The sequence below is a fragment of the Paenibacillus borealis genome (assembly GCF_000758665.1).
In the GTDB taxonomy this organism is placed as follows: Bacteria; Bacillota; Bacilli; order Paenibacillales; family Paenibacillaceae; genus Paenibacillus_AQ; species Paenibacillus_AQ borealis.
Window position 1 is genome coordinate 1606660 of record NZ_CP009285.1, and the last position, 22063, is coordinate 1628722.

The 22063-nt window shown below is 49.3% G+C and carries 20 protein-coding genes; 17 read left to right on the forward strand and 3 right to left on the reverse strand.

Annotated elements, in window-relative coordinates; all coding sequences use genetic code 11:
- Window positions 1-10: 10 nt before the first annotated feature.
- The 8 genes from PBOR_RS06860 (at window position 11) to PBOR_RS06890 (ending at window position 8944) form a co-directional block, all read left to right on the forward strand.
- Window positions 11-880, forward strand: coding sequence for a hypothetical protein (locus PBOR_RS06860; RefSeq protein WP_157763990.1), 870 nt, complete (start codon window positions 11-13; stop codon window positions 878-880).
- A gap of 61 nt (window positions 881-941) precedes the next feature.
- Window positions 942-1151 carry a hypothetical protein gene (locus PBOR_RS06865; protein WP_042211038.1) on the forward strand — a complete coding sequence of 70 codons (210 nt, stop codon included), beginning with the start codon at window positions 942-944 and terminating at the stop codon, window positions 1149-1151.
- Window positions 1152-1156: 5 nt separating this feature from the next.
- Window positions 1157-1300 (forward strand): hypothetical protein, encoded by a 144-nt coding sequence (locus PBOR_RS36855; protein WP_157763991.1) that lies wholly within the window; start codon window positions 1157-1159, stop codon window positions 1298-1300.
- A 15-nt stretch (window positions 1301-1315) separates the two neighbouring features.
- Complete coding sequence (locus PBOR_RS06870; RefSeq protein WP_042211039.1) at window positions 1316-1696, forward strand: hypothetical protein; 381 nt, start codon at window positions 1316-1318, stop codon at window positions 1694-1696.
- Between the two features lie 20 nt (window positions 1697-1716).
- Window positions 1717-2214, forward strand: coding sequence for a hypothetical protein (locus PBOR_RS06875; RefSeq protein WP_042211040.1), 498 nt, complete (start codon window positions 1717-1719; stop codon window positions 2212-2214).
- Window positions 2215-2270: 56 nt separating this feature from the next.
- Window positions 2271-2903 (forward strand): hypothetical protein, encoded by a 633-nt coding sequence (locus PBOR_RS06880; protein WP_042211041.1) that lies wholly within the window; start codon window positions 2271-2273, stop codon window positions 2901-2903.
- Between the two features lie 11 nt (window positions 2904-2914).
- On the forward strand, window positions 2915-5173 hold the full coding sequence (locus tag PBOR_RS06885; protein ID WP_042211042.1) for a hypothetical protein: 2259 nt from the start codon (window positions 2915-2917) through the stop codon (window positions 5171-5173).
- Between the two features lie 375 nt (window positions 5174-5548).
- Window positions 5549-8944, forward strand: coding sequence for a hypothetical protein (locus PBOR_RS06890; RefSeq protein WP_157763992.1), 3396 nt, complete (start codon window positions 5549-5551; stop codon window positions 8942-8944).
- Between the two features lie 82 nt (window positions 8945-9026).
- Here the strand turns inward: PBOR_RS06890 and PBOR_RS06895 are convergent, their stop codons facing one another.
- Window positions 9027-9671 carry a hypothetical protein gene (locus PBOR_RS06895; RefSeq protein WP_174479808.1) on the reverse strand — a complete coding sequence of 215 codons (645 nt, stop codon included), beginning with the start codon at window positions 9669-9671 and terminating at the stop codon, window positions 9027-9029.
- 332 nt (window positions 9672-10003) lie between these two features.
- On the opposite strand from PBOR_RS06895, the gene tkt reads away from it, so the two are divergent.
- Window positions 10004-12055 (forward strand): transketolase, encoded by a 2052-nt coding sequence (gene tkt / locus PBOR_RS06900; protein ID WP_042211044.1) that lies wholly within the window; start codon window positions 10004-10006, stop codon window positions 12053-12055.
- A 34-nt stretch (window positions 12056-12089) separates the two neighbouring features.
- Entirely contained in the window at window positions 12090-12407 is a 318-nt protein-coding gene (gene ppnP, locus PBOR_RS06905) for a pyrimidine/purine nucleoside phosphorylase (RefSeq protein ID WP_042211045.1), read from the forward strand.
- Between the two features lie 348 nt (window positions 12408-12755).
- Here the strand turns inward: ppnP and PBOR_RS06910 are convergent, their stop codons facing one another.
- Window positions 12756-13658: an NAD(P)-dependent oxidoreductase gene (locus tag PBOR_RS06910; RefSeq protein ID WP_042211046.1), complete on the reverse strand. Its 903-nt coding sequence runs from the start codon at window positions 13656-13658 to the stop codon at window positions 12756-12758.
- Window positions 13659-13922: 264 nt separating this feature from the next.
- On the opposite strand from PBOR_RS06910, the gene PBOR_RS06915 reads away from it, so the two are divergent.
- From PBOR_RS06915 to PBOR_RS06925, 3 genes are all read left to right on the forward strand, one after another.
- Window positions 13923-15278 (forward strand): glucose-6-phosphate isomerase, encoded by a 1356-nt coding sequence (locus PBOR_RS06915; RefSeq protein ID WP_039296447.1) that lies wholly within the window; start codon window positions 13923-13925, stop codon window positions 15276-15278.
- Between the two features lie 128 nt (window positions 15279-15406).
- Window positions 15407-16039: a YigZ family protein gene (locus tag PBOR_RS06920; protein WP_042211047.1), complete on the forward strand. Its 633-nt coding sequence runs from the start codon at window positions 15407-15409 to the stop codon at window positions 16037-16039.
- A 3-nt stretch (window positions 16040-16042) separates the two neighbouring features.
- Entirely contained in the window at window positions 16043-16624 is a 582-nt protein-coding gene (locus PBOR_RS06925) for a TetR/AcrR family transcriptional regulator (protein WP_042211048.1), read from the forward strand.
- A 152-nt stretch (window positions 16625-16776) separates the two neighbouring features.
- On the opposite strand, the gene PBOR_RS06930 is transcribed toward PBOR_RS06925, so the two are convergent.
- The gene (locus tag PBOR_RS06930) at window positions 16777-17178 is read right to left on the reverse strand and encodes a secondary thiamine-phosphate synthase enzyme YjbQ (RefSeq protein ID WP_042211049.1); all 402 of its coding nucleotides are present in this window, start codon (window positions 17176-17178) and stop codon (window positions 16777-16779) included.
- A gap of 195 nt (window positions 17179-17373) precedes the next feature.
- On the opposite strand from PBOR_RS06930, the gene cysT reads away from it, so the two are divergent.
- The 4 genes from cysT to PBOR_RS06950 are packed head-to-tail and all read left to right on the forward strand — an operon-like array spanning window position 17374 to window position 21170.
- A complete protein-coding gene (gene cysT, locus PBOR_RS06935; protein WP_042211050.1) occupies window positions 17374-18189 on the forward strand; it encodes a sulfate ABC transporter permease subunit CysT in 816 nt (271 codons plus the stop codon).
- The gene (locus PBOR_RS06940) at window positions 18186-18983 is read left to right on the forward strand and encodes a sulfate ABC transporter permease subunit (protein ID WP_042211051.1); all 798 of its coding nucleotides are present in this window, start codon (window positions 18186-18188) and stop codon (window positions 18981-18983) included. Before cysT ends, PBOR_RS06940 begins: the two co-directional genes overlap by 4 nt.
- Before the next feature lie 2 nt (window positions 18984-18985).
- Window positions 18986-20050 (forward strand): sulfate/molybdate ABC transporter ATP-binding protein, encoded by a 1065-nt coding sequence (locus PBOR_RS06945; RefSeq protein WP_042211052.1) that lies wholly within the window; start codon window positions 18986-18988, stop codon window positions 20048-20050.
- A gap of 52 nt (window positions 20051-20102) precedes the next feature.
- Window positions 20103-21170 (forward strand): sulfate ABC transporter substrate-binding protein, encoded by a 1068-nt coding sequence (locus PBOR_RS06950; RefSeq protein ID WP_042211053.1) that lies wholly within the window; start codon window positions 20103-20105, stop codon window positions 21168-21170.
- Window positions 21171-22063: the final 893 nt, after the last annotated feature.

Here is a 22063-nt window from a genome sequence, read left to right on the forward strand (position 1 = left end):
GTGATGAATAATGGATAGATTACTACTTTTGATAGCTGTAACAGGTATTGTGTATCTCGCCATACTGGTTTTTGTCAGCAGCAGCAGCCGTCAGGAACGTTATGTGCTCCGGCTCGGCGTGAAGTGGAAGGCCTTCGGGGAAAAAGTGCAAAATGAACGGCTGCAGCACTTGCTGAATCAGAGCGGTCTGTCCATATCAGCAGCCAAAATCACACTGTTCCGGTACTCGGCGGCTCTGATTTATCTGCTGGTTCAGATGGTCGGTGACTTCGTACGTTCAGAGCCTTTGTCTATTTATGATCCGCTTATTGCTGCGCTTATTCTGCTTGTTACCAGTCCGCAGCGGGTTCTGCCGCTTGGCTGGCTGCTGGTCTGGCTGCATCAGAAGACGCTTATTCAAAAAGACGGGGAGCTGATTTCCTTCATCCGTCTCTATGAGAACAACCGGCTGCGTAAGCGGGGATATGTGGAGTTTGGAGCTTTTTGTGCAGGGACAGCCAGCCATTTCAATTACATCCGCCAGGATCTATATGAGCTCTCGGAAAGGGCGGTGGATGAGGGAACCGAGCGGGCGATTGAATGGTTTTGCGGCAAATTTCCGGAGAACCACGCTTTTATTAATGATATCCGTTCAATACTGCTGGCGACGGAGGGCATGGATGATAACACGGAAGCGGCGAATTATCTGCGGGAGCAGGGCAAAATTATCACCAAAATATCGAGCGACCAATATCTGAAAAAGTGGTCCTTTATCGGTGATATTTCCACCATCATTAATGTAATTCCGTCCATCGCGACCTTCCTGATGATTGTATGTCTGGCTATGCAGTACATTATGCTGATTAAGGGCAATTTTAGCGGTGTGGGGATGTTTCAGTAAGTGAATTTTTGTATATTCAAACAGCACTTAAAAATATAAAATAAAAAGGGGGATATTAACAATGAAAAAAGACGCTATTTCCACTGGTTTGTTTATCGCTATCGGGTTCCTGTGTGTGGCTATCGTAATTGCAATTCTGATTCCTGTCGTACGGGACGTAATCGACGATGCAGATGATAACAGACCGGTCATTCCGGCGGTTAGCCTGGTTCAACCGGCAGGTTCGGGTGTGGAGGGGACAGGACAGAAGTTAGCTGATTTGCTGGTTTAACGGAGATGAAGAAGGACTCGATTTCCGTCGCGCTGTTTCTGGCTATTGGTTTTGTGATTGCCGGGATTTTTATCGCCGGGGCAACAAGCATTATCGGCAGCAGCCAGGATGATATCATTACCCATGTCAAAGCGGTTGAACAGTATTAAAAGGAGGCGCTGCGCTTGAAGGCAACCGTCCTCCGGGCATTGTTTATGTGGCTGGTGCTGTTCATTATCCTGCAGCCGATTTTTACGTATATCGATTATCTGCTGGACTTGCAGGTCAAAGCCAACACATCCTATATCACGCAAAAGGCCGCAACGGAAGGGATGGTTACAGCCTCTATGAGAAGCGAGGTCATCTCTAACCTGAGGGCGGTCGGTTTTCCAGAGAACTCTATTGAAATTACAAGCAGTACAGAAATGATTCTTGAGCGCAAGCAGCGGATTGATGTGTACGTAACAGCGCCGCGGGTGAACCTGTTTCCCTACAATTTCTCCGGCGTATCCCAGCCGACACGGTATTATGGACACGGCTCGATCATGAGTGAATATCTCGATTAACTAAGGGATGAAGCTGACCAATGGATTATATTATTAAGCTGGCATTTGTCCTGCTGATCTTTATCTACTCCTGGTTTTTTCAGATTCAGAATCAGGAGTGGGATATTATGCGCAGTATGCTCAAGGATGCGAACAATATGGCAGTTCATGATGCCTCACAGGAATTGAACGAAGCAGCGCGTGCACAAGGACGGTTGGTTATTGACCCATCTGCGGCTTACGAGACCTTCCGCCAAACGCTGCAAAGTAATCTGGGACTGGACGACGGTTTATCCCCCATAGCGGGGAGCCGGCTCCAGGCTCAAGTGAGGATCGTCAAGTTCGACATTGTGGATGAAGCAACGGGAAATACATTTCCCATGCTCTATGAAGACCCTGCTTACGGTATCACCAAATACATACAGGGACCTTCGGTCATCGCAGTTATTGAAACGGAGCATCCGGTCCTGATCTCAAGAAACAAAGTACAAGAAGCAATTACCGTACCGGCAGTTCAAGAGTATAAGCTGAATCATTAGCTATATTAGCATCGGCAGGTCCTTACTAACTACTACAATTAAGGGAGAGTTCAATTATGAAAAAGACAATAATCAGCAAAGCATTAGTGGGGAGAACAGCAGTGAAAGCTTTTCTAGCAACTGCATTGTTAGCCGGTTTAATTGTAGGTCAAGTTGGGCCTGTCAGTGCAACAGCAGCAAAGCCGACGGCGGCTCCGATTATGAGAGATAATCTTTCGAAGTATGGGTTGGTGAAGGATGTGGAATTGCCGGTGACGCTTGAGGCTGGGGGACTTAGTTATACGCTGGAGAAGATTATGATTTATGATTTTAATTCTAAAGATGCTCAGAATCTTATAAAACAATTTAAATATGACTCATTTGGAGTTTTGGTGAGTAAACCTAAATATTTTATTTGGACTAAAATCACAATTATGAATAACAGTAAAAGCACTGTGAAAAGATCTCTGTATGATCAAACGGACAAGTGGACTATAACTCTAAAAAAAGGAGGGAAAATAGATCCGATCTGGCCAAAGGTAAACGAGGGGAAAATAAATAATAAAAGCGCATTTTACTACTATACGCTTAAACCAGGAGAACAGTTACCCTCATATCAGGCATTTCTATATGATGAAGATTTTCAATATTTTGCAATTCGTATGTTTCATGCTGGAGGATTTGATGAAAAATTAGTAGTAAGTTATTGAGAGGAAGTAATATGAAAAAAATAATTTTATTATTTCTCTGCGGTGCATTGCTTATTCCATTTATTCATTCTAAATCTGTACTTGCTGCTGAAACAAAGTCAATCTCGATTTCTGTTCCTGTTACAACTGGCTTATTTGGGTCTAGCAATGCTGCGAAAGAATTTTATTTAGATCTTCCTAATGGTGTGACTAGTTCCTCAATAAAGACAGGAACTCTTAAATATGCAGGATCAAATGAAATAGTAAACCTTTTGTCAGAAAACGGGAAGATCAAAGTTACACTTAAAGGAGTCGCAAATCAGAAATATCTCAGTAATGTAAAGGGATATAGAGCTTCTTGGGAAGAGATGTATGAAACGCAAATATATAACTCGATTTGGTTATATTCAGACGGAAGACGCTGGCAAATCAATGAATATGATGAGCGTAATGATGGAATGAAAACAAAAGATGTACCGGCAGCTGATGGGTATCCTTCATTAAATCCTCCAAGCACAATAGTAACAGCTGGTCCCCTTCAGGACCAGTCGTATCTAAAATGGTACAACGGATCGGTGAATGAGGTTGTTGATAATCAAAACATTATCCAATCTACTATAAAAGTTGTGCCTTACAAAAAATCATCATATGCAAACGAACCTAAATTTAAAAATGGAAGAGTTATATTGAATTATATGATTCCAGAAGGAGTTCCATGGGATGCAGAATCCAATAATGGTCTTTCAGGTAAAGCGGAAGGACGCAAATATAAAGCATTCGCCTCCTATTATTACACTGCTGATGCTAGAGTCACCACCTATAGCTACGGAGGCCTAGTCACCTTCGACTACGGCCTCTCCGATGAAGCAACCCTAACCGGTGCAGCAATTCTTGAAAAGCCCTCACCCAACCCGGCAAAATTTGAGGATAAGGATGTACCGGTGCAGATCAACCTGAAAGGGGAGCTGTTGGCCTACAAAGATTCGTCTAACATCGAAGAATGGGTGTTTTATGCTAAGGAAAAGGGAAATGAAAGTACGCTGAAAACGCTAAAGGATTATTCTAAAACTCTTACGTCCTCAAAGAAAATTGATTTTACGATTCCTAAGTCTAAATATAAACTCCCTAGTATTACACAGGAGTACGAATTGAGCGTAGTCGTACGGTTTAAGAAACCTGTTGTAACAAAGACAGGCACAATCACATCGTTGAAGGAATCCTACACCGTTAAGGCCGGGGTTTATGGGACTACGAATCCAATTCCAGGCGGGGACTTTCCAGGGCCAACCTCTCCGCCGAATCCTCCGCGAGAAATGAAGCCGCCTGTGGCTCTTATTTCAGCGCCAAAGACGATTAAGGCAGGACAGGAGTTTGAAGCCAGCGGCGCTGGCTCCTATGATCCGGATGGCTTTATCAAAAGCTATTATTGGGACACTCCCAATGCTATAGGAGAATTGACGGACCGGGCGCGGGGGACTCTTTGGTATGATAAGGAGCATTTGGGCGAGCAGTCGTTAGCGCTCACGGTTCTGGATGATGATTCGATGGCAGGAAGCACCAGTACTGAAATTACGGTCATTGAACCGGTGCCTAATGCATCCATTTACGCTGAAGGCACATTGAAGCAGAATCGGAAGGTCATTATTAGAAGCTATAGCAGCAGCCCCACGCATTACCCGTTGGTTGATTCTAAAACAAAAATAACCATTACAGCCGTTTCTGGCGGTACCAACGCAGACATTAAATACAGCGGGGCGCTGAATGGTGTGCAAACTATGGATGTACTATTTAAAAAGCCAGGCAGGTATAAAGCAACAATCTATGTTGAGAATACTCTGGGGCTGTCTGCGAGCAGCGAAGTGTCATTTGATATTGTACCGGATGAGAAGCCCTTTGCTTACTTCACACTTCCTGGATCCGCGTACCGTAATCCGGCCGATGGCAATCAGGCGACGATCTCCATCGATGACATGTCCTATTCTCCAGATAAGGATATTGTGGCCCGGAGGCTATGGGAATATCGCATCGATTCGAATAACAACGGCAATTTTGCAGATGAGAGCTGGGTGATCTTTAGTAATGAGAATTTAGATCATCTCAATCTTAAAGTGCGGGATGTTGGGCAGTACCAGGTAAGGCTCACCGTGTTTGAAGAATTTGGCCAGCCCACGATTGATGAATTTGTTACCCAGGATGATCGCCAATCGAACAACTCAGACGTTACACAGAATGCTATTGAACGAATCTTTAAGGTTAAAAATCAGGCGCCAGATGTGGATTGGTCATGGTAGAAAGGAAAGAATATGCAGAAATTTAACAAGGCACTCTCAATATTCATGGCTGCTGTGTTATTGCTTCTAACCTGGCCTGAAGCTTTTCCGGGAAAGGTTCGGGTAGCTGCTGCCGGTGATTCCAATGTAATCAACTATATTGATATTCATATTGAAGCCTTCAGTCAAACAAGAAAATGGGAACCCGCTATGGGGGGGATCGGTGATGTAAGTATTGACATGCCGGGTTTTACCCTTAAAAATCTACGTTTTGATCTGACCACTCGTCACTTGGAGTATGATATTGTCCCGGATGGGCCGATTGTTATGAAATCTTCAAATCAGAATTGGTATAGTTCTAACTCTAGAGCTAGAAAATTAGAAATATATACCGATATGAGTTCACCGACGTATAGCGGAATCTCACAGTTTAGCCAGTGGATGGTTGATGAATTCCCGGCTACATCAACTGTTAATACAATCTCTTTTGATCCATCAACCCCCCCTACAGGCAAGTGGTATCAATCATGGCCATCGAACATCGACATACCAACTAAAGTAACAGTCTCCGTTGGAGTAGCTGATTATCATTATCTATACACATTATCCAATGGTTGGTCGAATAGCACTAATCGTTATTTTTACGATGTGCCGTTAATTATCAATTCAGCACCAAGTCTAACCGTAACGACTCCGAGCGAACAACAGCTCATCAACGAGCCGGGCTTCAGCGGGATGAACATTGAAGGATATGTACGCGATGTGGACAATAACGATCTGGTGGTCAGTGCGGAGATCCCGAATGTGTTCTATAAGAAAGTAACCATTCCGCAGGCATTATATAATAAACCATTTTCCATACCCATAGACGTTTTGGCAGACGGTATACCTCCTGGACGGCATACGATCACTGTCAAAGTCGTCGATCCCTACAACTTTAAAGACGAAAGGACGCTAAATGTAAATGTATCCTACAGGTTAAGGAATAAGTCATTTATCTTAATCAATACACCTGTAGACATCACTACATCCTACACAGATTATGAGGGGGACCCGAAGTATCAAGACAGGTACCGGTATGATCATGACCCGAACTTTTTTGACAATTCGATGGGGATCATTGGTGACAGTGGTCTATGGCGAACTTCCCAATACCAGTCGTTCCCGTACAGCGGGGTGTATACGGCCACCTTCCAGGCTCGGGATAATCCGAGAAATGATGATAGGTTCGATGAATACCGGCTATGGAGCCGCGATAATTTATCATCCATGACGTTTATGGTACACCGGAAGCCAATAGCTTTATTTAGTGCGAAGCTAACGGGGGGATGGCTCCAAATTACAGACAGCTCCTATGACCTTGATCATATTAAGGCTTATAATAAGGGATTAATGGATTGGCAATGGCAGTATAAAAAAACCGGATCCGAAATGTGGATGGACGGTCAACCGCCTGCGCAGCTGCCGACAGCCGAGCAATATGATATCCGGCTGCGGGTGCGTGATGTGGACGGAGAAAACGGAGCAGGAGTTTGGAGTGACTGGTGTGTGCGGACCGTAGGCAGTGCCGGAAACCTTCCACCGGTTGCGCTCTTTACGGTAGATCCCAACATTGTATCCTATCGTAAGTCTACGACAGTCACAGACAAGTCCTTTGATCCGGATAATGATCCACTTGATGTCTATAGTTGGACTGTGGTTAAGGACGGTTGGCAGCAGGTATGGAGCCATTGGGGCGGGGCGGCTACACCTCCGAATATTGCTGCTTATGGAGTCGGGACATATCAATTAACCCTGCAGGTCCACGATAATAGGGGGCTTTGGTCAGAGCCCTACAGTCAGATCGTTCAGGTCATGAACCATCCACCTGCAGCTGCGTTCAATATACCATCTGAAGTGTACCGGGATACGGTAATTCCGCTAGAAAATTTGACACCCGATCCGGACGGGGATGGGGACGCACTGAGTTATGGCTGGAACGCACGGATCAATAACTCCGGCTATTATTATACCAGCGGTAATCGGAGTCCAGTTATGACGATCCGTGATTTAATTGCAAACTATGGGATATCACAGCAGCAGGCTATCTCTGATGGCTGGGAAATGCGGCTTACAGCATCGGATGGATCGCTAAGCTCTAATGCCACCCGTATGTTTACGGTCAAAAATCATGTTCCAACGGCTGAAATCAATGGGCCAACGATTGTATACCAACATGACAGCAAAACCTACTATGGTATTGATGTTGATGAAGATTCATCCGATGCGGGTAGTTTGCAGTATTACTGGAAAATAACCGATAGCGATGGAACCACAGCAATGTACCGCACAGCCAATATAAATATAGATTTCCCGGACACCGGGACATATACCTTAGAACATTGGGTAGTGGACCAAATCGGTGCGAAGTCAAACGTAGCTAAGCTGAAGGTTGATGTCATAGAAAACCAGGCTCCAGCTATCACGCTTACGGCTCCGGCAGGTACGGTTACAAATCCAACTATTCTGGATGCAGAGCTGCAGGGAGATCCTCTCATTAGGTGGAACTACAGTGATCCGGAGAACGATCCGCAGGAGAAATACCGGCTGGAGTTCTTCTCGAAAGACGGGCAGTTGGCCAAAACAGTCGAGAATACAGATTCGACCGGCGGATTGCGGCAGTATCAGGTGCCTAATCCCACCTTTGAACGGTTCGCGATTTTCAGCCTATACGCCCGGGCTTATTCAAAAGGCTCCTGGTCAGAAGTCTCCAATGAAAAAGCCTTCATCATCGATAATCCGCCGCAGGCCGGGTTTACCCTAATGACGGATACGGGCCGCAATGCAGCAGCGGTGCCCATTTACCGGACGGATGTACTGCAGATCACCAGCACTGCAACAGATCAGGATATCCCGAAGGGCGACAGTATTAAACATCAATACTTCCTGAAGTCTTCAAGCGGGACGGAAGGGATGGCCAGCGTACAGGAGAGCTTCACCAAGCAGTTCACCTCAAACGGAATCTTTACGCTGCGGCAAGTCGTTACGGACAGTCTGGGACTATACCGGGAGCTGTCGCAGAATATTACGGTTGTGAACCGGCTGCCGCAGGTCACCATCACATATCCAACGAGCACAAGCGCAGCTAATCCTACAATTGTTAGTACGCTCACCCCAGTGATTAAGTGGGATTATCAGGATGAAGACGGCGATGTGCAGCAGCGCTTCAACGTACGTATTATTAATCTGGCAAGCGGAGCCGTGAAGATCCAGTCCGGTGAACAGGTATCCGGCGCTAAGCAGTGGCAGGTTCCTAACGGCACGCTTGCCGAAAATGAGAAATATGCAGTGGAAGTTGAGGGGTATGACGGGTTCGGTTGGAGCAATGTATCTTCGCGCAAATATATGATGGTCAATCTGCTCAGCATTAAGGGGGCAGTCCAGCACACTGAGGAATGGAACAGCAACCGTCAGGCTTACAATCTGAAGAAGAGCGGGGATGCGGAAAGTCCGCGGGGGTATACTGTCTATTGGGCGGGGGAGAAATTCGTACTGCAAGGCACGGCAACCGGATTGCCGGACACCGTTCAGGTTACAATGAGCGGGGGGTACACAGCACAGCTGAGTCCAACCGGAAGTGACAAGACCAAGTGGACAGGTGAACTGGCAGATCCTTCGTTCGAACAGCTGCCGGATGGCCCGGTTACGTTCACTTTCACTGCGACCAATGAGTTCCATACAAAAGTTGATACGGTTACAGTAACAATCTTGGGGGATTGGTCAGAATATTATCAGAGTCATCGCGTTAAATAGCGGGGAAACTCAGTCCTGCGTTACTGGTATCCTATTCTTAAATGTCCATTCACGCAGCTTCCTACGGACGGAGGGAGATCGTTCAGACGATTTCCTCAGTCCGTTCTTCATTTAAGCGGAGCATTCGTGCGGCGACAGCACCAGGAACAGGTGAACTGGCGTTATGCATACTGGATGTAAGGAGAGCCACGCGGTTATTCCGGTGCATATAATAGGAGAGTTTGCCGCTGAAAATTTTGTGGGCACACAGGGACGAGGCGAAATCCTCCGGAGTGACGAAGCATGAGGGCTTGGCTACCGGATGTACGGCCGTTTCTTCAAATACAGACGCTACAAAATGTGAGCAGAAGAAAGCATCCTCCCGGTCGATCCGGATATTCAGCAGCACACCCACCAGGCCGAGCAGGTGATATTTATAGCGCTCCTGATTCTGCATCATACCTTGAACATGATTGTACATGGTGTCATACTCTTCGGCACTGACTCTGAGCTGATAGATGGCACAGTCTGCACTGCTATAGAACGGATGAATGAAGTTCTCATGGATCAGTCCGGCGATAAACGGGTTGTGCACTCTTTTTCTCCCGAAGCTGTAGACCTCGCGCAGTTCACTGTCAAAGGCGATCGAAGCATGATTCAGCTCTGCTTTGGTGAACCATTTAATAATTCCACTGAAGGCTGTACCCGTTCCGGTAAGCACAATATAGATATCTCTATTTGCAGTCATCTTCGAAATCCCTTTCTGCTGGAAGTAATGGATAATCCGGTAAAAAATATTGCTGAGGTACTTCCATCTTACTGTATAAATCAGCTTTGTAAAACAAACTTTAGTCTTAGATAGAAACTAGACTTAAGGCTAAGTCCTTCCATTCCAGTGCTGTATCCTCCAAAACCCTCCTGAAACTCGGTAAAGCTCGCGGTAGAGTGCATAGACTTGGCAGAAGCCGCTAAATATAAGTTGTCTGGAACTGAGGCTAGCAAAAACAATTGGAAATGCTTCCACTTACGTGATACAATAATAGTCAAAATGACATTCTTGATTTGAGGAGGATTATTTTAATGACTGAACAAGCAAAAAAAGATCAAGCCATTCATAAAGAAGAAAACTCGACGGTGGACAACCTGGCCATCACTACGATCCGTACACTTGCTATTGATGCGATTGAAAAAGCGAATTCCGGACATCCCGGCATGCCGATGGGTTCCGCACCTATGGGATACCAGTTGTTCGCCAAGACGATGAATCATAACCCGGATCACCCGACTTGGGTCAACCGTGACCGTTTTGTATTGTCCGCCGGACATGGTTCCATGCTGCTCTACAGTTTGCTGCACCTGAGCGGCTATGATCTGCCGATGGAAGAATTGAAGCAGTTCCGCCAATGGGGCAGCCTGACACCGGGACATCCGGAGTTCGGCCACACTGCAGGTGTAGATGCGACAACCGGTCCGCTTGGACAAGGTATCGGTATGGCTGTAGGTATGGCAATGGCTGAAGCGCAGCTGGGTGCTACTTACAATAAAGACGAACATAATGTGATCGACCACTATACGTACGCAATTTGTGGCGACGGCGACCTGATGGAAGGGATCTCTTCCGAGTCAGCTTCGCTTGCTGGCCATCTGAAGCTGGGCAAACTGATTGTAATGTATGATTCCAATGATATTTCCCTCGACGGCAAGCTGAACCTTGCGTTCTCCGAGAATGTGGCCAAACGTTTCGAAGCTTACGGCTGGCAGGTTCTGCGCGTAGAAGACGGCAACGATCTTCCTGCACTGGGTAAGGCTCTTGCTGAGGCTCAAGCTGACAGCAGCAAGCCAACATTGATCGAAGTGAAGACTGTTATCGGCTACGGCAGCCCGAACAAACAAGGTAAAGGCGGCCATGGCGGTACTCACGGCTCCCCGCTGGGTGCTGATGAAGCCAAACTTACGAAGGACTTCTACAAATGGGTATATGAAGAAGATTTCTTTGTACCGGATGAAGTGCGCGCCAGCTTTGCTGAAGTGAAAGCCAAAGGGATTGCAGCTAACAAAGCATGGGATGAGAAGTTTGCAGCCTACAAGAAAGCTTATCCTGAGCTTGCGGCACAGCTTGAGACTGCACTCAGCGGCGAGCTTCCTGAAGGCTGGGATGCTAATCTGCCATTCTACAAAGCAGAAGACAAAGCCGTATCCACCCGTGTAGCTTCCGGTAATGCGCTGAACGGTTTGACTGCCGGTATTCCGCAGCTGGTTGGGGGTTCTGCTGACCTTGAGAGCTCGACAATGACTCACTTGAACGGTCTGTCCCAGTTCACTTCGGAATCTTATGACGGCCGTAACATTTACTTCGGCGTCCGTGAATTCGGGATGGCTGCGGCCATGAACGGGATTGCACTGCACAGCGGTCTCAAAGTATTCGGCGGTACGTTCTTCGTATTCACGGATTATCTGCGTCCGGCTGTCCGTCTGGCTTCCATCATGAAGCTGCCGGTAACCTACGTGCTCACACATGACAGTATCGCTGTTGGTGAAGACGGTCCTACCCATGAGCCGATTGAACAGCTGGCTTCCCTGCGTATCATTCCAGGCCTTACGGTGCTTCGTCCGGCTGACGGCAACGAAACTTCAGCAGCTTGGGCTTATGCTATGGAGAACACAGCCAATCCGGTAGCGCTGGTACTGACCCGTCAGAACCTGCCGATCCTGCCAGGAACTGTGGACGGCGTACGTGATAACATCAAACGCGGCGGCTATGTAGTTTCTGATTCCAAGAACGGTACCCCGCAGGCACAGATCATTGCTACAGGCTCTGAAGTACAGCTGGCTGTTAAGGCTCAGGCTGCTCTTGCTGAAGAAGGTATCGATGTTCGTGTAATCAGCTTGCCAAGCTGGGATCTGTTCGAGAAACAGGATAAGGCTTACCGCGACTCCGTTATTCTGCCTGAAGTGAAAGCCCGCCTGGCGATTGAAATGGCGCAGACCTTCGGCTGGGAACGTTATACAGGCGATCAAGGCGACATCCTGGGTATCACTACCTTCGGCGCTTCTGCCCCTGGCGATACAGTAATCAGAGAGTACGGCTTCACCGTGGAAAATGTAGTCAGCCGCGTGAAAGCCCTGCTATAATAGACGGATTAACGACAAAGGGGAGAATAAGCATATGAGTCAGTTCACCAACGCGACAATTCAAAAAGCAGCGAACATCTATTACGACGGAAAAGTTACCAGCCGTACAGTTACTTTAGAGGATGGTACTAAGGTGACACTCGGCATTATGCTGCCTGGAGTATATGAATTCGGCACTGAAGGTCCGGAGACGATGGAAATCCTCTCAGGTAAGCTTAAAGTACTGCTTCCCGGTACTGACGTGTGGAAAGACATCGATGGAACAGAAACGTTCCATGTTCCCGGCAACTCCAAATTTGCGCTGGAAGTCTTCGCATTAACTGATTATTGCTGTTCTTACCCGATTGTGTAATTCAAAAGTATAGAAATGTAGAAATCCCCCGGGAGCTTTCGGCTGCCGGGGGATTTCTTTGTATACAGATAATAATTGAAATGGCGATTGAGGGGTAAATGAGGAGAGTGTTGCCATATGACCGAAAATTTGTTACCATTAAATAAGAACGTATGTTTGTTATTTTAGGTGCTCAGAGGTGCAGAGAAGTGAAATTTATAGGCTGCATTCGGATAATTACATAAGCTGTAACTATGGGGAACTTCGGAGAGGGCGAGCGCTGTACTTAGTATATTTTATAATGCTGCATTTAAAAGGCGCAGCCTCAATCCGGCTGCGCCTGCGGTAATTGCATATGAGTAAAGTGAACTACTCCTGGTCAGCCTTGCCGCCAATCTTCTGGCCGATCCAGTCTTCGTAGGATTTCACCACAGCGGATAGGTCTTCGTCGCCGTAGCCGTGGTTGAAGCCCGCCTGGAACATGCTCTTGGCTACACCAAGCATAGGGGAGGGTACGCCGGTGGAATCGCTGAGCGAGGATGCCAGCTTGAGATCCTTGAGCATCAGGGCAAGGGAGAACTGGTTGCTGAAATCATTATCAATAATCTTCTGTCCCTTCAGCTCAGCCTGTTTGCTGCCTGCCGATCCGTTCTTCACCAGCTCGAGGAACTTGTCTGCGGGAACGCCTGATTTCACGGCGATGGAGAAGCCTTCGGCGAGTGCGACATTATGAATGCCGACCATGGCATTGTGAGCGAGCTTGGCTACGGCACCGCTGCCGTTAGCACCCATATGCAGCAGCAGTCTGCCCATGGAGTCAAAGATATCACGATGCTCTTCAATAACTGCGGCGCTGCCGCCAACCATGAAGACGAGAGTGCCTTCGATGGCCGCAGGCTTGCTGCCCGTTACCGGAGCATCGAGGAAGCTGCCGCCCCGTTCTTCTACGGCCGCGGCAATTTCCTTCGCGAGGCCGGGTGAGATGGTGCTGGAATCTACAACGGTGGTTCCGGGCTGAAGGGTAGCCAGAATGCCATTATTACCGTAGAAGACTTCCCGGATCGAATCATCATTGCTGATCATGGTAATAATAACATTCTTGCCTTCAGCCGCAGCCTGCGGGGTAGCGGCAACCTTCGCGCCTTCCTGCTCCAGAGGTCTGCATTTCTCTGCTGTGCGGTTGTACACCGTAACCTCAAAGCCGCTGCGCAGCAGGTTCGACGCCATAGGCGCTCCCATCGTTCCGAGTCCGATAAAGCCGATCTGTTTCATTTCATTTCCACCTTTGCTCTTTGAGATCATAATTATTGAAACTAAGTTTGTCTACATTCTATCAGAAGGTCCTGGCATGTTCCACAGAACAGGTTTCCAGTTCTGTACAGTAACCGCTTCCATGAAACTTTCATAAACATGGTTCCAAAGCCGGGGATATGCCTTAAGACCTTGCCAGTCAAGGCAAATTAAAGTATCCTAGATAATAATGTTGCAACAAACGGTGTCAAATCTAAAGAGATAAACAGGAGGCTACCATTACCGATGTCCAAGAAGATTAATTTTGACTACACCAAAGCCCTTTCCTTCTTCAGCCAGACTGAGATTGACTATTTCGCCGCTCCGGTGAAACTGGCCCACGAACAGCTGCATAACAAGAGCGGAGCCGGCTCCGATTACCTGGGCTGGATTGATCTCCCTACAGCGTATGACAAGGAAGAGTTCGCCCGTATCCAGCAGGCTGCCAAGAAGATTCAGAGTGATTCCGATGTACTGATCGTTATCGGTATCGGCGGATCTTACCTGGGAGCACGCGCAGCTATTGAGGCGCTTTCGCATTCTTTCTACAATAACCTGTCCAAGGACAAACGCAAGACTCCGGAAGTTTATTTTGCCGGCAACAACATCAGCTCTACCTACATCACGCATTTGCTTGATCTTGTAGAAGGCAAAGACTTCTCCGTGAACGTGATCTCCAAATCCGGTACAACTACTGAACCGGCCATTGCTTTCCGTATCTTCCGTGCAGCACTGGAGAAGAAATACGGCAAGGAAGAGGCACGCAAACGTATCTACGCAACTACAGACAAGGAGAAGGGCGCACTCAAGAAGCTGGCTAATGAAGAAGGCTACGAGTCGTTCATTATTCCTGATGATGTAGGCGGACGTTATTCCGTACTGACACCGGTAGGCCTTCTGCCCATCGCTGTAGCCGGAATCAACATTGAAGAAATGATGCAAGGGGCTGCAGCTGCTGCCGATGAGTTCAACAATCCGGATGTAGCTACGAACCAGAGCTATCAATATGCTGCAGTACGTAACGCACTTTACCGCAAAGGCAAGACTACGGAAATCCTCGTGAACTACGAGCCATCCCTGCACTTTGTATCTGAATGGTGGAAACAGCTCTACGGCGAAAGCGAAGGTAAGGATTACAAAGGAATCTATCCTTCCTCCGTTGACTTCTCGACAGACCTGCACTCCATGGGTCAGTTCATTCAAGAAGGTAACCGCAATATCTTTGAAACGGTTATCCAGGTAGAACAGGTACAGCACCATGTATCGATCGAGTCTGATCCTGATGATCTGGACGGACTGAACTTCCTGACGGGCAAGACGATGGACTTCGTGAACAAGAAGGCCTTCCAGGGAACCATGCTGGCGCACACAGACGGCCAAGTGCCGAACCTGATCGTCACTATTCCTGACCAGACGCCTTATACTTTCGGCTATCTGGTGTACTTCTTCGAGAAAGCCTGCGGCATCAGCGGATACCTGCTGGGTGTGAATCCATTCGACCAGCCGGGCGTTGAAGCATACAAGAAGAATATGTTCGCATTGCTGGGTAAACCGGGCTACGAGAAAGAAAAGGCAGAGCTGGAAGCCAGACTTACCGAGTAGTTGTAACCATACGCGCAGATCATTCATACTAATGTAAGTCATCAGGGAGCAGTCCATAGGTAACCATTACCGGGACTGCTCCTAATATATATCAAGTTATCACATGTAGATTAAGGAATGGACAACAAATGCTGGAACAATACCGGACGGTGCGTGCTCCCGGTTCGCGGGAAGTCGTAATCCGTAAATCACGCTTCATCGGACATGTAATGCCGGTGGAGACCGAAGAAGAAGCCGTGCAATTCATAGAAGATATCAAGAAGCAGCATTGGAACGCTACACATAACTGCTCTGCTTATATGATCGGCGAGAGGGATGAGATCCAAAGACAGTCGGATGACGGTGAACCGAGTGGAACGGCCGGGAAACCGATTTTGGAGGTAATCCGCAGCCAAAAGGTTAAAAATGTCGCTATTGTAGTTACCCGTTATTTCGGAGGCATTATGCTGGGCGCAGGCGGACTGATTCGTGCCTACTCGGACGGTGCAGTACTGGCACTTGAAGCCGGAGAGGTAATCACCCGTGTACTGAGGCGGGAGGTATTCGTGGAAATCGAATACACCTGGCTGGGCAAGGTGGAGAACGCGCTGCGGGGCAGAGGCATCCAGACTGGTGAAACTTTATTTACGGATAAGGTTACACTGCTATGTCTTCCGCGTAATGATGAAGGTGACGCATTTATCGCATGGATAACCGATCTTACCGGGGCGCAAGCCCAGGTTACGGAAGGGCGGCGGCTTTACTACAGCGAAGGGGAATAAATTATGGCAAGAAGAGCAGTGGAGCAGGAGTTGTCGAGGGAAAGGATACTGGAGGCGGCGAGGCATCTTTTTATAACCAAAGGGTATCGTGCCATTTCGATGCGCAGCATCGGCCAGCACCTGGGATATAGCCACGGTTCCCTCTATTATCATTTCAAAGAGAAGGCTGAATTGTTCTATGCGATCGTAGTCGAGGATTTCAATCATGTGGCCACACTGCTGAATCAGGCGATGAACATGCCTCCGGAAGAGGGAATGACCCGGGTGGAGCAGCTGATCATGGAGTTCATCCGCTTCGGGCTGAATCATCCGTATCAGTACGAGATCATGTTCATGATCCGCGATGAAGAGCTGCTTGCTTATTGTAGAGCAGAACAGGGCCGATGTTTCGAGTTATTTGCTAGTATTGTCCGCCGTCATATGAAGGAAGAGGGATATGTGTCGGAAGACTGGCAAAGTGTGCCGCTGACCCTGTTCTTATCTGCTCACGGATTTATTTCATATTATATTCAAGATAAGGTACTGTTCGAAGATGTGAAGCAAGCTGCACTTACTCATGTCAAAGTACTAAGCCGCAGTTTATAATAGCTGTTTTTTTTAACAATCCGCACTTTAGAGCGTTGCATTGGTATAACATTGATTGGTGAAAGTGTTATAGAAGCTATAAATAATATAGAGAGCAGCTCCGCAGGAACCGGCGAAGCTGCTTTTCTATAAGTTCTATAAGGGATAATAGACTAGCCCCCGACGATTTTCAGATAACACTGCCGGTGTCTTGGACCGTCGAATTCACAGAAATAGATCCCCTGCCAGCGGCCCAGCAGCAAGGCTCCTTCATGAATAATAAGGGTCTGGGAAGGACCTGCAGTGATCGACTTCAGATGGGAAGCGGTATTGCCCTCGGCGTGACGGTATTTCGGATGCTCCCAGGGATATACCTCATCCAGGCGCATCAGCACATCATGTTTCACATCCGGGTCGGCGTTCTCATTAATCGCAATCCCCGCTGTGGTGTGCGGACAATACACTACTATAATTCCGTTCTGCACTGCGCTTTTCTTCACAAAAGACTGAACCTCGCGGGTAATATCCCGCAGCTCATCCCGTTTACTGGTGCTGATCTCCAAAGTATGAAGCATAATGAACTCCCCTCTCTTACATAAGATAAATTTATGTTATATATACTTTAACCCAAAAGCTACGAAAGTAATTGACGGCAGCAAGCGGTCTTTGGTAAAGTAGTGATAACTTTAAACCAAGTATATTAATAGGAATAATTACAGCTTTAAAGGCGAGTATACCGACCGGATAGCCGGAGGTGGGAGGCTTAACCATTGAATTCGTTGATTAGACACAAGGGCTGGACTTGGGGATTCCGAACAACTATTTTACTTTATTTTGTAGTGCTGATTGTGCTGCCGATACTCGGTGTCTATTACAATTCATTTTCGCTCGGGTTGGGCAGTTTTGTCGAGAGTATTATGGATCCGATTGCCTGGAAGTCGGTCTTACTGACACTTAAGCTGGCGGTTATCTCAACACTCATTAATGTACTGCTGGGGACGATGATTGCCTGGGTGCTCATACGCTATAAATTTCCCGGCAAAGCGCTGCTGAACAGCCTGGTTGATCTCCCGTTTGCCCTGCCTACTGCCGTTGGAGGCTTAATGATTCTGCTGCTGCTGGGTCCGGGAAGCCTGATCGGCGGTCTGGCGGAGTCGCTGGGGTTTGAGATTGTTTTTCATCAGCCGGCGATTGTCATTGCTATGGTCTTCGTCACTTTTCCCTTCGTGATCCGGGCGGTGCAGCCGCTGCTGGAGGAGCTGGACGCTTCTGAAGAAGAGGCGGCGTATACGATGGGGGCTAAGCCCAGCCGGGTCTTCCTGCAGGTCATTCTGCCGTCGATGTCACCGGGGATGATTGGCGGCGGAATGCTGGCCTTCTCCCGGGCGCTCGCTGAATTCGGAGCGGTTGTGCTGGTGGCGGGCAATATTCCGGGGCGGACGCTGGTGTCTTCCGTATTTATTTTCGGTGAAGTTGAGAGTGATAATCCGGTCGGGGCCGCAGCGGTCTCCATCATTCTTCTGACCTTGTCCTTTCTTATTCTCTGGCTGATTAGTCTGCTGCAGATGCGGGGGAGAAGATCATGAGAAAACTCTGGATTACACTGACGTATCTCGTATTCTTCCTGCTGATTGCCGCGCCGCTGGGTAAAATGACGATCGGTGCCTTCAGCGAAGGCTGGGGCGGCTTCTGGAATGCCCTGTCCCGTCCGGAGGCGCTGCACGCGCTGATGATGACCGGATTTGTGGTGGTTGTAGTTACACTGCTGAATACGCTGTTTGGCATTATGATGGCCTTATATCTGGTACGGGCGAACTGGCTGGGACGGCGCCTGAAAAGCCTGCTGAACAGCATCGTTGACCTGCCTTATGCGGTATCGCCGGTGATCGGCGGCCTGATGATTGTCCTGCTGCTGGGGCCTGATAGTGCGCTGGGCGCGTTGTTTGAACAAATCGGAGTGAAGATTGTATATGCTTTTCCCGGAATGGTCATTGCCACATTGTTCGTGACCTTCCCGCTGATGGTGCGTGAGGTGATGCCGGTGCTGCAGGAGATTGGCTCCCAGCAGGAGGAAGCGGCTTCGACGCTTGGTGCGTATGGCTGGACGACCTTCTGGAAGGTGACCTGGCCTTCGATCCGCTGGGCCGTGATCTATGGGGTGATTCTTACGGTGGCCCGTTCGCTTGGTGAATTCGGGGCGGTGCTCGTTGTATCCGGCAATATTATGAACAAAACCCAGACCGCGACCACGCTGGTCTATCAGGATGTCGAGAATTTCAATGTTACGGCTGCGGGCGGTATAGCGCTGGTGCTGGCCGCATTCTCCGCGGGTCTGCTGCTGTTGATGGAATGGAGCAAGAGAAGAAAGGGTGTGCACTAGTTATGCATGTAGAGGTCCGGGGACTTAATAAGCATTTTGGAGATTTCCACGCCGTGAAGGACGTCAATTTCGGGATTACCAAAGGTCATCTGATCGGGCTGCTCGGCCCCAGCGGAGGCGGCAAAACCTCCATCCTGCGTATGCTGGCGGGACTGGAGACACCGGACAGCGGGGAGATTATTTTCCATGGCAAGACCGTGAATAACTTACCGCCCCAGGAGCGTGAGATCGGCTTCGTGTTCCAGAACTATGCGCTGTTTAAGCACATGACCGTGTTTGAGAATATTGCCTTCGGGCTGAAGGTGAAAAAGACTTCGAAAAATGCCATCCGTGACCGCGTGGCCGAGCTGGTGGAGCTTACCGGACTGAAAGGCTTCGAGAAGCGGTATCCGCATCAGCTGTCCGGCGGGCAGCGCCAGCGTGTGGCTTTTGCCCGGGCGCTTGCCCCTCAGCCGCAGCTGCTGCTGCTGGATGAGCCGTTCGCGGCGATTGATGCCAAGATCCGCCAGGAGCTGCGTTCCTGGCTGCGGGAGCTGATTGAGCGTGTCGGCATTACCTCCATCTTCGTTACCCATGACCAGGATGAGGCGATTGAGGTGGCGGATGAGATTATGATCATCAACCAGGGCCGCCTGGAGCAAAAGGGTACGCCGTGGGATATCTACAAGGAGCCGAAAACTCCGTTCGTGGCCACCTTTATCGGGGAATCGACGCTGATTGAAAGTGCTTCCGAGCTGAAGGGCTTCAAAGGGGCAGGCGGCGGCAAGCCGACCAAGGCGCTGATCCGTCCCGAGTATATCGAGGTGGGCCAGCTGCATGAATTCAAAATGGCTTCAGCCACAGAGCAGGGTGTTGTGAAGCATCTGCATTTCCGCGGCAGCGAATGGCTGGTGGAGGTTGAGGTAAACGGGCATAAGCTGGTAACCTATCGCTCGTTGGAGAAGGATACGCTGACTCCCGGGCAGGAAATTTCCGTGCTTGTGCACCGCGCCTACCTGTTCAATGACGAGCGGAGCTGGATTCAGGAGAATGGGCTGAAGGAAGATCCAATGCCTGTATTTATTTAATAATATAACCCGTATTTATTTAAAAATATAAGATGTAGGATGTGTCGCCGGTATGAGGCTTATCAGAAGGAGCAGACAACTGCACGGATGGCTGGCTGTCTTAATGCTGGCGGTGCTCACACTGACCGCCGCCGGCTGCGGAAATGAGCAGGAAGGTTCAACAGCAGCTGCTGCGCAGCAGGGAGACCTGACTCTTGTGGTCGGTGCGTACAGTGTAGCGAAGGATGCGATGGGCGAGATTCTGCCCTTGTTCGCGGAGGAATGGCAGGCCAAGACCGGCCAAAAAATCGTATTCCAGCAGTCCTATGAGGCTTCCGGAACCCAGGCGCGGGCGATTGCCGGCGGATTCGAGGCGGATGTCACTCTGCTGGCGATGGAAGGCGATGTGGAGAAGCTGGTCAAAGCGGGCTTAGTGGAGAAGAGCTGGAAGGAACGCGGCGAGGCCGGAATGGTCACGCGCTCGGTTGTGGCTCTGGGCACACGGGAAGGCAATCCCAAGGGCATTCGTGATTTTGCCGACTTGGCGAAGCCGGATGTGAAGGTGCTCTATCCCAATCCGAAGACCTCCGGCGGTGCACAGTGGGACATCAATGCCATCTATGGGGCGGGTCTGAAGCTGTCTGAGGAACAGAAGGGGGCGAAAGACCCTGCAGCCGCGAAAGCTTTTCTGGAGAGCATACACGCCAACGTAGAGTCTCTGGATAAAAGCGGACGCGCTTCGATGGCGGCCTTCGAATACGGGGTAGGCGATGTAATCGTCACTTATGAGAATGAGCTGCTCGCGCGGATAGCCCAAGGGGTGAAGTATGAGGTCATCATCCCGCAGAATACAATCCTGATCGAGAACCCTGCTGCGGTAGTGGACAAATATGCGGATGAGCATGGCACCCGTGAGGCAGCGGAGGCGCTGGTGGATTATCTGACCACACCGGAGGCGCAGGAGGTCTTCGCCAAATTCGGCTTCCGTCCGGTGAACGAGCAGGTCTATGCGGAGCATGAGAGCCAGTATCCGGTTCCTGCCGGCTTGTTCGATATTAACTACCTTGGAGGCTGGGAAGAAGTCCGCACGACCCTGTATTCCAAGCGTGGTATCTGGTATCAGGTGCTGGCCGGGATCTAGTTGGGGAGTTCGGGAGGATGCGGAATGACGGTTGATTGCTTAAAGTAATCGGGTGCTTCGTGATTCCCGCTTGTGGTAAAGTGCGAGTAATTTGGAGAGCTGTTCAGGGGCTGGATGCCCCCGGAGGGCTCTTTATTTTTGTATCATGAATCCCACTGAATCTCCAGAAACCGGACGTTTGGATAATCAAAGGGAAAAATCCCTCTGAATCCGCCGAAAGCAGGCGAAATGAGGAAATGAAAGGGATAAATCCCACTGATTATGCTGAAAGCGGGCGGCAGGCCGAAATGAGGGGCAAAAGTGCCCCTGAATCCGCCGAAAGTGGGCGGCAGGAGGAAATGAGGGGCACAAGTGCTCCTGAGTCCGCCGAAAGCGGGCGGGAAGCGGAAATGAGGGGCAGAAGTGCCCCCTAATCCGCCGAAAGTGGGCGGGAAGCGGAAATGAGGGGCAGAGGTGCCCCTGAATCCGCCGAAAGTGGGCGGCAGGACGAAATGAGGGGCAGAAGTGCCCCTGAAACCCCGTAAGCGGGCGGGAAGCGGAAATGAGGGGCAGAAGTGCCCCCTAATCCGCCGAAAGTGGGCGGCAGGAGGAAATGAGGGGCAAATGTGCCCCTGAATCCGCCGAAAGTGGGCGACAGGAGGGAATGAGGGGCAGAAGTGCCCCTGAATCTGCCAAAAATAGGCAGCAGGAGGGAATGAGGGGCAGAAGTGCCCCTGAATCCGCCGAAAGTGGTCGGCAGGAGGGAATGAGGGGCAGAAGTGCCCCTGAATCCGCCGAAAGTGGTCGGGAGGAGGAAATGAGGGGCAAATGTGCCCCTGAATCTGCCTAAAGTGGGCGGCAGGAGGAAATGAGGAGCACAAGTGCCCCTGAATCCGCTGAAAGTAGGCGGCCGG

Coding starts and splice junctions, on each gene's coding strand:
- PBOR_RS06950 (WP_042211053.1), top strand. CDS start 20,103: ATGAGGCTTATCAGAAGGAGCAGACAACTGCACGGATGGCTGGCTGTC.
- PBOR_RS06920 (WP_042211047.1), top strand. CDS start 15,407: ATGCTGGAACAATACCGGACGGTGCGTGCTCCCGGTTCGCGGGAAGTC.
- PBOR_RS06915 (WP_039296447.1), top strand. CDS start 13,923: ATGTCCAAGAAGATTAATTTTGACTACACCAAAGCCCTTTCCTTCTTC.
- PBOR_RS06895 (WP_174479808.1), bottom strand. CDS start 9,671: ATGACTGCAAATAGAGATATCTATATTGTGCTTACCGGAACGGGTACA.
- PBOR_RS06945 (WP_042211052.1), top strand. CDS start 18,986: ATGCATGTAGAGGTCCGGGGACTTAATAAGCATTTTGGAGATTTCCAC.
- tkt (WP_042211044.1), top strand. CDS start 10,004: ATGACTGAACAAGCAAAAAAAGATCAAGCCATTCATAAAGAAGAAAAC.
- PBOR_RS06940 (WP_042211051.1), top strand. CDS start 18,186: ATGAGAAAACTCTGGATTACACTGACGTATCTCGTATTCTTCCTGCTG.
- PBOR_RS06880 (WP_042211041.1), top strand. CDS start 2,271: ATGAAAAAGACAATAATCAGCAAAGCATTAGTGGGGAGAACAGCAGTG.
- PBOR_RS06865 (WP_042211038.1), top strand. CDS start 942: ATGAAAAAAGACGCTATTTCCACTGGTTTGTTTATCGCTATCGGGTTC.
- PBOR_RS06885 (WP_042211042.1), top strand. CDS start 2,915: ATGAAAAAAATAATTTTATTATTTCTCTGCGGTGCATTGCTTATTCCA.
- PBOR_RS36855 (WP_157763991.1), top strand. CDS start 1,157: ATGAAGAAGGACTCGATTTCCGTCGCGCTGTTTCTGGCTATTGGTTTT.
- PBOR_RS06860 (WP_157763990.1), top strand. CDS start 11: ATGGATAGATTACTACTTTTGATAGCTGTAACAGGTATTGTGTATCTC.
- PBOR_RS06930 (WP_042211049.1), bottom strand. CDS start 17,178: ATGCTTCATACTTTGGAGATCAGCACCAGTAAACGGGATGAGCTGCGG.
- PBOR_RS06910 (WP_042211046.1), bottom strand. CDS start 13,658: ATGAAACAGATCGGCTTTATCGGACTCGGAACGATGGGAGCGCCTATG.
- PBOR_RS06925 (WP_042211048.1), top strand. CDS start 16,043: ATGGCAAGAAGAGCAGTGGAGCAGGAGTTGTCGAGGGAAAGGATACTG.
- ppnP (WP_042211045.1), top strand. CDS start 12,090: ATGAGTCAGTTCACCAACGCGACAATTCAAAAAGCAGCGAACATCTAT.
- PBOR_RS06890 (WP_157763992.1), top strand. CDS start 5,549: ATGAGTTCACCGACGTATAGCGGAATCTCACAGTTTAGCCAGTGGATG.
- PBOR_RS06875 (WP_042211040.1), top strand. CDS start 1,717: ATGGATTATATTATTAAGCTGGCATTTGTCCTGCTGATCTTTATCTAC.